Here is a 12,787-nt window from a genome sequence, read left to right as displayed (position 1 = left end):
GGATTTCGCCGGTTGTCCCGCGAAACGGGTGGTGGCCGGGCCCCGCCCCCGAGGGGCAGGATCCGGCCACCGGTGGGTGCGGGGTCAGGCGACCGGCTGGGACTGGCTCGTCAGCAGTCCGATGACCTGGTCCATCTCGTTGCGCCACATGCGGTGCACGTTCATGCGGGTCGGGCGCTCCTGGCCGGGGAGCTGGAAGCGGAACGAGCTCCAGAGGGCGTTCCGCTTGACTTCGGTGACCGCGCCGACGGCCTGGGCCGGCGGTATGGCGAAGACGATCTCCTGCGGCCGGTTGCTCATCCGGCTCGCCTTGTGGAGGACCACGGCCTGCTCGGTCACGGTGACGAAGTAGTAGGTGAGGAACATCTGGCCGATCAGACCGAGCATGCTCATCAGCCAGACGCTGGGGCCGGCGATGGCCTGGATCGTGACGATGGGCCGGTCGGCCGGGTTGATCTGTGCGATGGCCTCGGCCACCTGCTGCTGGATCGTGGCCTTCTTGATGGCCATGGTTCCTCCAAAGCGGAATGAGCGCCCTCGTTCGTCGGGGGCACCGCAGAGTACCGATGGGCCGGGGGGAGTTCGGGGCCGGGGCGGCCCGCGGACCCATGGGGGCGGGTATGCCGCTCACCACCCCGTTCGTGACCGGATGGGCCTGTTGGGGCAGTTGGGGACGATGCGGGGGATGGTCGAGCGGGCGGTTTCGGCCGGCGGGGGGTCAACTTCCCCGGTGATAGCGGGTTTCCCCAACGGGCCATGCCCTCTTGTGGGTTGGGCTCGACCTCCCAACAATGCGCATGACAACCGAAGGATCTTCGGTTGCATCGTCACCAGAGGGGAACCCCCACATGAACAAGCCTCTCGCCGGCGCCCTGCTCTCCGTGCTCCTGATCGGAGCGGGAGCGGCCCCGGCCGTGGCCTCCGCGCCCCGGGACGCGGCCCCGCAGGCACCGGCCTCCGCGCCGGACAAGGCGGCGCCGGCCGTCACCGTCAGCTACGCGGGAACGGTCGCGCTCAGCAACTGCTCCGGGTCCGTCGTGCGCGCCCCCGGCTCGCAGCCGAACGACCCCGCCCTCGTCCTGTCCAACGGGCACTGCCTGGAGACGGGCTTCCCCGGGCCGGGCGAGGTCATCAAGGACCAGCCGTCCAGTCGTTCGTTCTCGCTGCTGGGCGCGAGCGGCGGCAAGGTGGCGACCCTGCGGGCGAGCAAGGTCGCGTACGCGACGATGACCGACACCGACATCTCGATCTACCAGCTGACCTCGACGTACGCGCAGATCCAGAGCAAGTACGGCATCAGCGCGCTGACCCTCGACGACGCCCACCCGGTACAGGGGACGGCGATCAAGGTCGTCTCGGGTTACTGGAAGCGCACCTACAGCTGCAACGTCGACGGGTTCGCCTACCTCCTCAAGGAAGGCTCCTGGACCTGGAAGGACTCGGTCCGCTACACCCCGTCGTGCAACACCATCGGCGGTACGTCGGGCTCGCCGGTGATCGACACCACGAGCGGCAAGGTCGTCGCGGTGAACAACACGGGCAACGAGAACGGTGAGCGCTGCACGGAGAACAACCCGTGCGAGGTGGACCAGAACGGCGTGGTCACGGTCCGCGAGGGCATCAACTACGCCGAGGAGACCTACATCATCGTCCCGTGCATAGGTGCCGGCAACAAGATCGACCTGACCCGCCCCGGCTGCACCCTGCCCAAGCCGTAGCCCCGACCCCCGCGCCACCCCCACCGCCCCCGCGCGGGGGCGGCGCCCCACCGGCACCTCCCCCGGAGGTGCCGTTCCCATGCCCGCCCACCCCCACCGGGCCGGCCCCGGCCTGTGAGAGTGGGTCCGTGCTGCCGAGTCCCGAGAAAACCCTGTTCGTGCGGGGCACCACCCTGGCGCTCATGCCGGCCGACCCCCCCGGCCAGTAACCTCCTGCCGGTCCCGCGCGGCGGCGAGAGCGGGCATTCGGGGGTGCTCGGCGTGGTCGGCTTGACAGGGAAATCGAACACGCATTCTCATGGGTTATCCACAGCCGAACCGGGCGTGGGAGCGCATTGTCAGTGGCAGGCGTTAGCGTCAATGGCGTGAAGCGATCGACTCAAGCAAACCGGGTGGAACCCATGGCAGGCACCGACCGCGAGAAGGCTCTCGACGCCGCGCTCGCACAGATTGAACGGCAATTCGGCAAGGGTGCGGTCATGCGCCTCGGCGACAAGCCGAACGACCCCATCGAGGTCATCCCCACCGGGTCGACCGCGCTGGACATCGCGCTCGGCGTCGGCGGGCTGCCCCGCGGCCGTGTGATCGAGGTGTACGGACCGGAGTCCTCCGGTAAGACGACCCTGACCCTCCACGCCGTGGCCAACGCACAGAAGGCCGGCGGCACCGTCGCCTTCGTGGACGCCGAGCACGCGCTCGACCCGGAGTACGCCAAGGCGCTCGGCGTCGACACCGACAACCTCATCCTGTCGCAGCCGGACACCGGCGAGCAGGCGCTGGAGATCGTGGACATGCTGGTCCGCTCCGGCGCTCTCGACCTGATCGTCATCGACTCCGTCGCGGCGCTCGTGCCCCGCGCCGAGATCGAGGGCGAGATGGGCGACTCGCACGTGGGTCTCCAGGCCCGCCTGATGAGCCAGGCGCTCCGCAAGATCACCGGTGCGCTCAACCAGTCCAAGACCACCGCGATCTTCATCAACCAGCTCCGCGAGAAGATCGGTGTGATGTTCGGCTCGCCCGAGACCACCACCGGTGGCCGCGCGCTGAAGTTCTACGCCTCCGTGCGCCTGGACATCCGTCGTATCGAGACCCTCAAGGACGGCACCGACGCGGTCGGCAACCGCACCCGGGTCAAGGTCGTCAAGAACAAGGTCGCGCCGCCCTTCAAGCAGGCCGAGTTCGACATCCTCTACGGCCAGGGCATCAGCCGTGAGGGCGGCCTGATCGACATGGGCGTGGAGCACGGCTTCGTCCGCAAGGCCGGCGCCTGGTACACGTACGAGGGCGACCAGCTCGGTCAGGGCAAGGAGAACGCCCGCAACTTCCTCAAGGACAACCCGGATCTCGCCAACGAGATCGAGCGGAAGATCAAGGAGAAGCTGGGCGTGGGCGTGCGCAAGGACGCCGGCGCCGCGGAGGCCGGTGCGGAGGCTGCCGCCGACGCCGCGGCCGTGCCCGCCCCCGCGTCGAAGGCCAAGACGACGGCCAAGGCCGCCGTGGCCAAGAGCTGACCCGTGCGGGAGCGGGAAAGGGGCGGCGGGGAGAGCGGCCGGGAAGGCCGTCAGGAGCTGCCGCCCCAGAGCCCCGAGGAGCAGGCGCGGGCGATCTGTTTGCGCCTGCTCACCGGGATGCCGCGGACCCGGCGCCAGCTCGCGGACGCCCTGGAGAAGCGGGGCATCCCCGAGCAGGTGTCGCAGGAGGTCCTCTCCCGGTACGAGGAGGTGGGCCTGATCGACGACGCCGCCTTCGCCGGAGCCTGGGTCGAGTCCCGCCACCGCGGCCGCGGCCTGGCCCGCCGGGCGCTCGCCCAGGAGCTGCGCACCAAGGGGGTCCACGCCACCCTCGTCCAGGAGGCCCTGGAACAACTCGACTCCACGCAGGAGGAGCAGACGGCCCGGGAGCTCGTGGAGCGCAAGCTCCGGGCGACCCGGGGCCTGGAGCGGGACAAGCGGATACGGCGTCTCGCCGGGATGCTGGCGCGCAAGGGATACCCGGAGGGCATGGCCCTACGGGTGGTCCGCCGCGCGCTCGAATCCGAGGGCGAGGACGGGGAGGAGTACCCCGGGGCCTGAACCCCGGGGACCGACCCCCGGCGACTGGGCCCCGGGCTCCGGGCGCGTCGACGGTCCGCGCCGGCGGCGCTCCGGGAGCCGCGTCGGCACGGTCCGAGATCATGCCCGCGCGACAGCCTCCGGCGGGGCGACCTCCTCAGGCGGGCTGACGGCCTCCGGTGGCACGACGGGCAGGCCGGCAGATTTCCACGCCTGGAAGCCGCCCGTCAGATCGGTCGCGCGGTGCAGACCCAGCGCGTGCAGGGAGGCCGCGGCCAAGGTCGAGGCGTAGCCCTCGTTGCAGATCACCACCACCCGCAGGTCGTGCCCGGTGGCTTCGGGGAGGCGGTGGGAGCCCTGGGGATCCAGCCGCCACTCCAGCTCGTTGCGCTCCACGACCACGGCCCCCGGGATCAGCCCGTCCCGCTCGCGCAGCGCCTGGTAGCGGATGTCGACCAGCAGGGCCCCCTCCAGGGAGGCGGCGTGGGCCTCGTCCGGTGAGACGCGCGCGTACGTCATACGGAGCCGGTCGATCAGGGCGTCGATGCCCTGGGCCGCGCCGCTCACTGCCAGTCCGCCGGTCGCTCGACGTGCTCCAGCCTGAGCACCGGGCCGGTGCGGCTGTAGCGGCGGATCAGCGGGAGCGGCGGGTAGTACGCGTGCACCGAGACGGCGTGTTCGGTCCGCGACTCGTTGAGCACCTCGTGTACGTGGTGCTCCCCGAAACCGCGCCCCTCGCCCGCCGGGACGCCCCGGCCGCGGTCCACGTCCGGCGCCAGCTCCAGACTGCGCCAGCCCTCCGAGGGCAGCCGCACGGCCAGGGAGCGCTCGGTGAGCTTCCCGCGGGCGGTCGCGAACGCGCCCCGCGATTCCGCGTGGTCGTGCCAGCCGGTGCCGGTACCCGGCGGCCAGCCGATCAGCCAGGCCTCGCTGCCCCGGGGACCGTCCAGCCGGATCCACGTACGCCCCTCCGGATCCAGGGGGAGCGAGGCGACGAGTTCCGGGTCGGCCGCGGCGCGGAGCGCGAAGGCGAGCAGTTCCGCCGCCGTCGGTGCGGCGGAGGCGGCAGGGGTGGTGCCGGTGGTGGCAGGAGTAGGGGTGGTGGCGGCCGGGGTGGCCGGCGCGGGCGCGTGTGTGGGCGCAGACATGGGGATGGACCGTCCTGGGAGTTCGCGGGTGCGCGCCGCCGGTCCCGGAAGGACACGGGACTACAGGACCCCGGGGTCACGGGGCGCGCGGAAGGGAAAGGCGAATCAGCAGGAAGGGCGACACACGCAGCCCGCGTAGCGGAGCAGGTCCATATGGACCCTCCGCCACAGGCGCACGTCGTTGCCGGTCATGACCGCGAGTGAAGCACGAGAAGGCAAGGGGGTCAATCGATCACACCCGTGGGAGTGGTGGACGTCTCCTCCAGCGCGGTCGCGACGCCGTCCGCCGGAGCCGGGGGACCGCAGCGGACGGCGTCGGCCGCCTCGTACAGTTCCGCCGGCCGGACCCCGGCGAAGGTCGCCGCCAGATGGCCGTCGGGTCGGACGAGCAGCACGGTGTGCGCCGGGGCGCCGGGGTAGCCGTCGGCCACCAGGAGTTCCGCCCGGACGGGCAGGGCGCTGACGGCCGCCGCGAGGCGGGGCATCAGCCCGGCGCCCAGCCAGTGCCGCCGGTCCCACACCCCGGTGCCCGGCGCGACCAGGAGCACCAGCAGCCGGCCCCGCCCCAGCAGGTCCCGCAGCGGCACCGTCGACCCGTCGGGCGCGGTCACCGGTACGTTCGCCACCGGGCCGCCGGGCTCGGTGGCGGTCGGCACCTCCCGTACCGCCACGGGCGGGGCGTACGTCGGCTCCCCGCCCAACGCGCCCCGGCCGAGGTGGCCCTCGGTGAGCAGGCTCTCGGCGGAACGCGCCGCCCCGGGAAGGTAGGTGCGCAGCCCGCCCCCGCCGCGCAGGGCGGGCAGCGCCTGGTCGGCGACGCGCAGCCGGGCCGCCACCGCCCTGCGCCGCTCGTCCTCGTAGCTGTCCAGCAGCGCCTCGGAGGCTCCCTGGTGCCAGTCCAGCGCGAGCTTCCAGGCGAGGTTCTCGGCGTCCCGCAGCCCCTCCTCGACCCCCTGCGTGCCGAGCGCGCCCAACAGGTGCGCGGCGTCCCCGGCGAGGAAGGCCCGGCCGTCGCGCCAGCGCCGGGCGAGGCGGTGGTGCAGGGTGTGCACGCCGGTGTCGATCAGGTCGTACGGGGGAGTCGTGCCCCCGCACCACGCCGCCAGGGTGTCCCGGATCAGGGTGACGAGCGCGTCCGGGGTGACGAGCCCCCCGCGCGGCGGAAGCAGCCAGTCCAGCCGCCACACCCCGTCGGGCAGCGGCCGGGCGGTGACCTCGCCCGTCGCGCCGCGGTGCAGCAAGGCCTCGCCGGGCCAGGGCAGTTCGGTGCGCAGGGCGGCCACGGCGTGCCGCTCGACGGCGGTCCGGCCGGGGAAGCGGACGCCGAGCAGCTTGCGTACGGTCGAGCGGGCTCCGTCGCAGCCCACCAGGTGGCTGCCGCGCCACCAGGTGGTCTCGGCGCCCCGGGTGTGGGCGGTGACCCCGCGGCCGTCCTGCTCCAGGGCGTCCAGCCGGGTGTCGGGGACCAGCCGGACCAGCGGCTCGGCGACGGCCGCGTCCCGCAGCCCGCGCGTCAGGGCGTGCTGCGGCAGGTGCAGCGGCGCCGGGTGGTCCTCGAAGGTGATCCGCTGCGAGTCCCGGCCCCGCCGCATCGTGCGCCAGGCCGCGTAGTACGTCCCCTCGTCGCGCAGCGTCGTACATCCGAGCCGGTGCGCCATGGACGCGGTGTCGGAGTGCAGGACGACGGAACGGGCCGGTCGGGGCTCGTCCTTGCCGGGCCCTTCGTCCAGTACGACGGAGGGCACGCCTTGGCCGGCCAGGGCGAGGGACAGCGACAGCCCGACGGGCCCCCCGCCGACGACGATCACCGGGTCCATGATGCGGCTCCCGATGTCCGGTATGTGATCACACAACGTATGCAACCGACTGGAGGTGCCTGCGTCAAGTGACACCGGTCCGGACAGCACTGTGTGGTGCGGCGGAGGGTTCCGCCGCACCACACAGGCTACGCACTACGACTGACTTCGCATCAGCGGACTTACCGTCAGCGGTAGGACGGTTCGCGGATCGCTACCCCGCCGGTGTCAAACGCGCGGCGGCCGGCGATCAGCCCACGCTGTTGTTCCCGGTGGCCAGGTCGCTCGCCTCCGCCACGCCCACGACCGCGCCCGTGCTCTTCTTCGACTGCCGCAGCCGGGCCTCCAGCCAGGAGGCGGACGAGGCGAGGGCGTAGTTCACCGCGATGTACAGCACCGCGATGACGATGAGGCTCGGGATCGTGTTGCTGTAGTTCGCCGAGATCTGCCGGTTCATCGACAGCAGCTCGCCCAGACCGAGGATCGCGCCGCCGATCGCGGTGTCCTTGAGGATCACCACGAGCTGGCTCACCAGCGCCGGGAGCATGGCCGTGACGGCCTGCGGGAGGAGGACGTACGCCATGGTCTGGCCCTTGCGCATGCCGATCGCCTTGGCCGCGTCCGTCTGGCCGCGCGGCAGCGACTGGATGCCGGCCCGGACGATCTCGGCGATGACCGAGGCGTTGTAGAGGACCAGGCCGGTGACCACCGCGTACAGCGGCCGGATCTCGGACTCGACGTTGGAGAACTTCACGTACAGGGCGAAGCCGAAGAGCATCAGCATCAGGACCGGGATGGCCCGGAAGAACTCCACGACCGCGCCCACCGGGACCCGCACCCAACGGTGGTCGGAGAGCCGGCCGATACCGAGCAGCGCGCCCAGCGGAAGCGCGATCACCATGGCGATCACACCGGCCTTCAGCGTCTCCAACAGACCGGGGATCAGGAACGTCGTCCAGACCTCCCCGTCGGTGACGAACGGGCTCCACTTCTCGGCGTCGAGCTGGTGCTTGTCCGCCATGAGACCCAGCGCCCACCACAGGACCAGGGCCAGCAGCACGACGAAGACGGCGGAGTAGATCCAGTTGCGTGCCTTGGCCTTCGGGCCGGGTGTGTCATACAGCACGGTACTCATCGCTTCACCGCCGTTCGCTTGGCCACCCAGCCCAGCAGCAGGCCGGTGGGCAGGGTCAGTACGACGAAGCCGAAGGCGAACACCGCGAAGACCGCGAAGAGCGCGTCCGCCTCGTTCTCGATCATTTCCTTCATCAGCAGGGCCGCTTCGGCCACGCCGATGGCCGCCGCCACCGTGGTGTTCTTGGTGAGGGCGATCAGTACGTTCGTGAGCGGTGCGATCACCGCCCGGAAGGCCTGGGGGAGCACGATCAGCGTGAGGACCTGGAAGAAGCTCAGGCCCAGCGCGCGGGCGGCCTCGGCCTGGCCCACGGGCACCGTGTTGATGCCCGAGCGGATGGCCTCGCAGACGAAGGTGCCGGTGTAGGCGGTCAGCGCGAGGACGGCCAGCCGGAAGCCGGTCTCCTTGAAGGTGGTGCCGCCGAGATTGATGCCCAGAGTCTGGCTGAGACCCAGCGAGCTGGCGAGGATCAGCACGGTCAGCGGGGTGTTGCGCACCACGTTGACGTACACGGCGGCGAAGCCGCGCATCAGCGGGACCGGGCTGACCCGTATCCCGGCCAGGACGATGCCCCACACCAGGGAGCCCACCGCCGAGTAGAGGGTGAGCTGAACCGTCACCCAGAAGGCTCCGAGCAGGTCGTACTGCCCGGAATCAAGAAAGTCGAACACGTTGCCCTGCGCTCTCCCCAGAGATGGCCGGTGGGGCGCGCCGCCGCCCGCGGCAGGCGGGCGGCGACGCTCCCCACCGGGGAATCAGCTGCCTTCGGTGATCTGCGGGGCAGGCTCGTTCTTGTAGTCGGCCGGCCCGAAGTTCTTCTTCACGGCCGCGTCCCAGGCGCCGTCCGCGACCATCTTCTTCAGCGCGGCGTTGACCTTGGTCTGCAGGTCCTTGTCGCCCTTCTTGAGGCCGATGCCGTAGTTCTCGTTGCTCAGGTTCAGCCCGACCAGCTTGAACTTGCCCTTGTTCTTCTCCTGCGCGGCGTAACCGGCCAGGATCGAGTTGTCCGTGGTCAGCGCGTCCACGGCCTTGTTCTCCAGGCCGGTGAGGCACTCGGAGTAGCCCGGGAACTGCTGGAGGTCGGCATCGGGGGCCAGCTTGGTCTTGACGTTCTGCGCCGAGGTGGAGCCGGTGACGGAGCAGAGCTTCTTCTTGTTGAGGTCCTCGGCCTTGGTGATCGAGGTGTCGTCGGCGCGGACCAGCAGGTCCTGGTGGGCCAGGAGGTAGGGGCCGGCGAAGTCGACCTTCTCCTTGCGCTTGTCGTTGATCGAGTAGCTCGCGACGACCAGCTTGACGTCACCGTTGGCGATCAGGTTCTCGCGCTCGGAGCTGACGGCCTGCTTGAACTGGATCTGGTTCGGCTCGTAGCCGAGCTCCTTGGCCACGTACGTCGCGACATCGACGTCGAAACCGGTGAACTTGCCGTCCGGGGTCTTGAGACCCACACCCGGCTGGTCGAACTTGATGCCGATGACGATCTTCTTGGAGTCGCCGGACGCACCACCGTCACCGGAGGACTTGGCGCTGCCGCCGCCGCAGGCGGTCGCGGTCAGGGCGAGAGCGACGGCCGCGGCGACGGCCGCACCGGCCTTGTAAACCTTCATCGTGAACTTCCCTCGGATGAGACGTGGTTGAACGCCGGGCGGGACATGATCCGTGACGTGATCAGCCGACGCGCCCGGTCGTTGCGGTGTTCTGACACCGGATCACTACCAGAGCGGGACCGTCAGTGGTGCAGGATCTTCGACAGGAAGTCCTTGGCGCGGTCGCTGCGCGGGTTGGCGAAGAACTGCTCCGGGGTGGCCTCTTCGACGATCTTGCCGTCGGCCATGAAGACGACCCGGTTGGCGGCGGAGCGGGCGAAGCCCATCTCGTGCGTGACGACGACCATCGTCATCCCCTCCCGGGCGAGCTGCTGCATGACCTCCAGCACCTCGTTGATCATCTCGGGGTCGAGCGCCGACGTCGGCTCGTCGAACAGCATCACCTTCGGGTCCATCGCCAGCGCCCGGGCGATCGCCACGCGCTGCTGCTGACCACCGGAGAGCTGCGCCGGGTACTTGTCCGCCTGCGAGCCGACCCCCACCCGGTCCAGCAGCGACTTCGCCTTCTCCAGCGCCGCCGCCTTGTCCGCCTTGCGGACCTTGAGCTGTCCCAGCATCACGTTCTGCAGCACCGTCTTGTGCGCGAACAGGTTGAAGGACTGGAAGACCATGCCGACATCGGCCCGCAGCCGCGCCAGTTCCCTGCCCTCGGAGGGCAGTTCCTTGCCGTCGACCGTGATGGTCCCCGAATCGATCGTCTCCAGCCGGTTGATGGTCCGGCACAGCGTGGACTTGCCCGATCCCGAGGGACCGATCACCACGACGACCTCACCGCGGGCAATGCTCAGATCGATGTTCTGAAGCACGTGCAGCGCGCCGAAGTGCTTGTTGACGTTGCTCAGTACGACCAGGCCGTCCGCGGCCCCCGCCGCGTCCTGCACGTCCTTGGTCACTGATACTCCGCTCATCGGCTTCTTGCTCCGTCCTCCGTCGGTTGGGAGGACAGTAGTGACGTGGTGCTCACACCGTCATCACATCTGAGCGAGAATTGAGCATAACGATCCGGCCTCGCCCGGATACGCTCCGTGGGCGACCGGGGTTCGCGCTCTCCGTACGCGTACCGGGTGCATAACGGAAGACTCGCGAGACCGGAACCCGCTTGACGTGGCAGTCTGCATCGGCGTGGATGCAGGGTGGCCACGCCGTGCGCCATGGACCGATCGAGGAAACCGATCGAGGAAGGGGACCCCGTGAGACTTCTGCTCGTCGAGGACGACGACCACGTCGCCGCCGCGCTGTCCGCGATCCTCGCCCGGCACGGCTTCCAGGTCACCCACGCCCGCAGCGGCGAGGAGGCCCTCCACGCCCTGCTCCCGCCCGGCGCGCCGGCCGCCGCCTCCCCCTACGGGGTGATCCTGCTCGACCTCGGCCTGCCCGACCAGGACGGCTACGAGGTCTGCGGCAAGATCCGCAAGCGCACCGCCACACCCGTCATCATGGTGACCGCGCGCGGCGACGTCCGCTCCCGCATCCACGGCCTGAACATGGGCGCCGACGACTACGTCGTCAAGCCCTACGACACCGGCGAGCTCCTCGCCCGCATCCACGCCGTCGCCCGCCGCACGGGGGCCTCCGAGGAGGCCGCCGCCACCGGGAACGGCGCCCCCTCCGTGGTCCGGCTCGGTCCCGTGGCCATCGAACTGCCCACCCGCCGCGTCACCGTGGACGGCGCCGACGTCCCGCTCACCCGCAAGGAGTTCGACCTGCTCGCACTGCTCGCCCAGCGCCCCGGCGTCGTCTTCCGCCGCGAGCAGATCATCAGCGAGGTGTGGCGTACCAGTTGGGAGGGCACCGGGCGGACCCTCGAAGTCCATGTCGCGTCGCTGCGCTCCAAGCTGCGCATGCCCGCCCTCATCGAGACCGTCCGCGGGGTGGGCTACCGGCTCGTCGCCCCGGCCGCCCCCTAGCAAGGTCCTGTCGTGCGCGCCCGGCTGCTTCCCCTGCTCATCGTCCTCATGGCGGGCGTCCTGCTCGCGCTCGGCTTCCCGCTCGCCGTCAGTCTCGCCGCCGGCCAGCAGCAGCGCGTGGTCGTCGACCGGATCGACGACAGTGCCCGCTTCGCCGCCCTCGCCCAGTTCGTCATCGACGCCGAGGGCTCCGCCTCGCCCGGCGTCGAACAGCGCCGCGAGACCCTCCAACTGGAACTGGCCCGCTACCAGGCGCTGTACGGAATCCGCGTCGGCATCTTCAACCGCGACGACAACGCCATGGCCCGCGCCCCCGGCTGGTGGCAGCTCCCGGAGTCCGGCGAGGGCCGCACGGCCTTCGAGGAGGCCCTCGCCGGACGTCGCAGCCACGACCCGGGCCAGGTGTGGCCCTGGCAGACCCAGGGGAAACTGCTCGTCGCCTCCCCGGTCGTCCTCGACGGGGACGTCGTGGCCGTCGTCGCCACGGAATCGCCCACCGACCAGCTGCGCGCCCGCATCCTGCAGGGCTGGCTGCTGATCGCGGGCGGCCTCGCCGCCGCCATGCTCCTCGCCTTCGGGGCCGCCCTACGGCTCACCAGCTGGGTGCTCAAACCCGTCCGCACCCTCGACGCCGCCGCCCACGGCATCGCCACCGGGCGGATGAACTCCCGGGTCGCGGCCGCCGGCGGTCCACCGGAACTCCGACGCCTGGCCCACTCGTTCAACGAGATGGCCGACAACGTGGAAGACGTACTGGAGCAGCAGCGGGCGTTCGTCGCCGACGCCTCCCACCAACTGCGCAACCCGCTCGCCGCGCTGCTCCTGCGGATCGAGCTGCTCGCCCTCGAACTGCCCGAGGGCAACGAGGAGATCGCCTCCGTACGCACCGAGGGCAAGCGCCTGACCCAGGTCCTGGACGACCTGCTGGACCTCGCGCTGGCCGAGCACGCCACCGCCGAGATCAGCCTGACCGATGTCGGGGCGCTCGCGTCCGAACGGGTCGCCGCCTGGCGGCCGTACGCCGAGGAGAAGGGCGTACGGCTGACCGAGACCGCTCCGGCCGCCGTCACCGGGTGGGCCGATCCCATCGCACTGTCCAGCGCGCTGGACGCCGTCATCGACAACGCACTCAAGTTCACCCCCGAGGGAGAGGAGGTCGAGGTCTCGGTCACCGCGCGGGGCACCTCCGTCCAGGTCGTCGTCGCCGACCGGGGACCGGGCCTCACCGAGGAGGAACTCCAGCGGGTCGGCGACCGCTTCTGGCGCAGCGGGCGCCACCAGAACGTCAAGGGCTCGGGCCTCGGACTGTCCATCTCCCGGGCGCTGCTCGCCTCGGGCGGCGGGTCCCTCTCCTACGAGACGAACCCGCCCCACGGACTGCGGGTGACGGTCACGGTCCCGCGCACCGCCCCGCACGCCTCCTGATAC

General features: G+C 70.9%; 14 protein-coding genes. 5 read left to right on the top strand and 9 right to left on the bottom strand.

The window, feature by feature from the left end; translation table 11 throughout:
- Positions 1–84: 84 nt before the first annotated feature.
- Entirely contained in the window at positions 85–510 is a 426-nt protein-coding gene (locus ACFVXJ_RS15215; RefSeq protein ID WP_389662153.1) for a hypothetical protein, read from the bottom strand.
- A gap of 338 nt (positions 511–848) precedes the next feature.
- Here ACFVXJ_RS15215 and ACFVXJ_RS15210 point away from each other — a divergent pair, with 338 nt between their 5' ends.
- From ACFVXJ_RS15210 to recX, 3 genes are all read left to right on the top strand, one after another.
- Complete coding sequence (locus tag ACFVXJ_RS15210; RefSeq protein WP_389662152.1) at positions 849–1,718, top strand: serine protease; 870 nt, start codon at positions 849–851, stop codon at positions 1,716–1,718.
- 392 nt (positions 1,719–2,110) lie between these two features.
- Complete coding sequence (gene recA, locus ACFVXJ_RS15205; protein WP_389662151.1) at positions 2,111–3,229, top strand: recombinase RecA; 1,119 nt, start codon at positions 2,111–2,113, stop codon at positions 3,227–3,229.
- A gap of 3 nt (positions 3,230–3,232) precedes the next feature.
- On the top strand, positions 3,233–3,790 hold the full coding sequence (gene recX / locus ACFVXJ_RS15200) for a recombination regulator RecX (protein WP_389662150.1): 558 nt from the start codon (positions 3,233–3,235) through the stop codon (positions 3,788–3,790).
- 99 nt (positions 3,791–3,889) lie between these two features.
- Here recX and ACFVXJ_RS15195 read toward each other — a convergent pair whose 3' ends face one another.
- The 8 genes from ACFVXJ_RS15195 to ACFVXJ_RS15160 all read right to left on the bottom strand — a co-directional run bounded on the left by ACFVXJ_RS15195 (position 3,890) and on the right by ACFVXJ_RS15160 (position 10,360).
- Entirely contained in the window at positions 3,890–4,288 is a 399-nt protein-coding gene (locus ACFVXJ_RS15195; RefSeq protein ID WP_389662188.1) for a rhodanese-like domain-containing protein, read from the bottom strand.
- A gap of 44 nt (positions 4,289–4,332) precedes the next feature.
- Positions 4,333–4,917 (bottom strand): cysteine dioxygenase, encoded by a 585-nt coding sequence (locus ACFVXJ_RS15190; protein ID WP_389662149.1) that lies wholly within the window; start codon positions 4,915–4,917, stop codon positions 4,333–4,335.
- Positions 4,918–5,022: 105 nt separating this feature from the next.
- The gene (locus ACFVXJ_RS15185) at positions 5,023–5,109 is read right to left on the bottom strand and encodes a putative leader peptide (protein WP_311318651.1); all 87 of its coding nucleotides are present in this window, start codon (positions 5,107–5,109) and stop codon (positions 5,023–5,025) included.
- Between the two features lie 32 nt (positions 5,110–5,141).
- Complete coding sequence (locus tag ACFVXJ_RS15180) at positions 5,142–6,734, bottom strand: FAD-dependent oxidoreductase (protein WP_389662148.1); 1,593 nt, start codon at positions 6,732–6,734, stop codon at positions 5,142–5,144.
- A gap of 229 nt (positions 6,735–6,963) precedes the next feature.
- On the bottom strand, positions 6,964–7,848 hold the full coding sequence (locus ACFVXJ_RS15175) for an amino acid ABC transporter permease (protein WP_389662147.1): 885 nt from the start codon (positions 7,846–7,848) through the stop codon (positions 6,964–6,966).
- Entirely contained in the window at positions 7,845–8,519 is a 675-nt protein-coding gene (locus ACFVXJ_RS15170; protein WP_389662146.1) for an amino acid ABC transporter permease, read from the bottom strand. Before ACFVXJ_RS15170 ends, ACFVXJ_RS15175 begins: the two co-directional genes overlap by 4 nt.
- A gap of 84 nt (positions 8,520–8,603) precedes the next feature.
- A complete protein-coding gene (locus ACFVXJ_RS15165) occupies positions 8,604–9,452 on the bottom strand; it encodes a glutamate ABC transporter substrate-binding protein (protein ID WP_389662145.1) in 849 nt (282 codons plus the stop codon).
- 122 nt (positions 9,453–9,574) lie between these two features.
- Positions 9,575–10,360: an amino acid ABC transporter ATP-binding protein gene (locus ACFVXJ_RS15160; protein ID WP_361318239.1), complete on the bottom strand. Its 786-nt coding sequence runs from the start codon at positions 10,358–10,360 to the stop codon at positions 9,575–9,577.
- A 282-nt stretch (positions 10,361–10,642) separates the two neighbouring features.
- Here ACFVXJ_RS15160 and ACFVXJ_RS15155 point away from each other — a divergent pair, with 282 nt between their 5' ends.
- Entirely contained in the window at positions 10,643–11,359 is a 717-nt protein-coding gene (locus tag ACFVXJ_RS15155) for a response regulator transcription factor (RefSeq protein WP_361318237.1), read from the top strand.
- 12 nt (positions 11,360–11,371) lie between these two features.
- Positions 11,372–12,784: an ATP-binding protein gene (locus tag ACFVXJ_RS15150; protein WP_389662144.1), complete on the top strand. Its 1,413-nt coding sequence runs from the start codon at positions 11,372–11,374 to the stop codon at positions 12,782–12,784.
- The last annotated feature ends 3 nt before the right edge of the window (positions 12,785–12,787 follow it).

The organism is Streptomyces sp. NPDC058279, from assembly GCF_042881255.1.
GTDB lineage: Bacteria > Actinomycetota > Actinomycetes > Streptomycetales > Streptomycetaceae > Streptomyces.
Note: the sequence above shows the minus strand (reverse complement) of the source record. Positions and strands in the feature narration are given on the sequence as shown.

What these genes read in the sequence shown, in the direction of transcription:
- ACFVXJ_RS15215 (WP_389662153.1), bottom strand. Translation starts at nt 510, where the DNA reads ATGGCCATCAAGAAGGCCACGATCCAGCAGCAGGTGGCCGAGGCCATC.
- ACFVXJ_RS15210 (WP_389662152.1), top strand. Translation starts at nt 849, where the DNA reads ATGAACAAGCCTCTCGCCGGCGCCCTGCTCTCCGTGCTCCTGATCGGA.
- ACFVXJ_RS15195 (WP_389662188.1), bottom strand. Translation starts at nt 4,288, where the DNA reads ATGACGTACGCGCGCGTCTCACCGGACGAGGCCCACGCCGCCTCCCTG.
- ACFVXJ_RS15190 (WP_389662149.1), bottom strand. Translation starts at nt 4,917, where the DNA reads ATGTCTGCGCCCACACACGCGCCCGCGCCGGCCACCCCGGCCGCCACC.
- ACFVXJ_RS15185 (WP_311318651.1), bottom strand. Translation starts at nt 5,109, where the DNA reads ATGACCGGCAACGACGTGCGCCTGTGGCGGAGGGTCCATATGGACCTG.
- ACFVXJ_RS15180 (WP_389662148.1), bottom strand. Translation starts at nt 6,734, where the DNA reads ATGGACCCGGTGATCGTCGTCGGCGGGGGGCCCGTCGGGCTGTCGCTG.
- ACFVXJ_RS15175 (WP_389662147.1), bottom strand. Translation starts at nt 7,848, where the DNA reads ATGAGTACCGTGCTGTATGACACACCCGGCCCGAAGGCCAAGGCACGC.
- ACFVXJ_RS15165 (WP_389662145.1), bottom strand. Translation starts at nt 9,452, where the DNA reads ATGAAGGTTTACAAGGCCGGTGCGGCCGTCGCCGCGGCCGTCGCTCTC.
- ACFVXJ_RS15160 (WP_361318239.1), bottom strand. Translation starts at nt 10,360, where the DNA reads ATGAGCGGAGTATCAGTGACCAAGGACGTGCAGGACGCGGCGGGGGCC.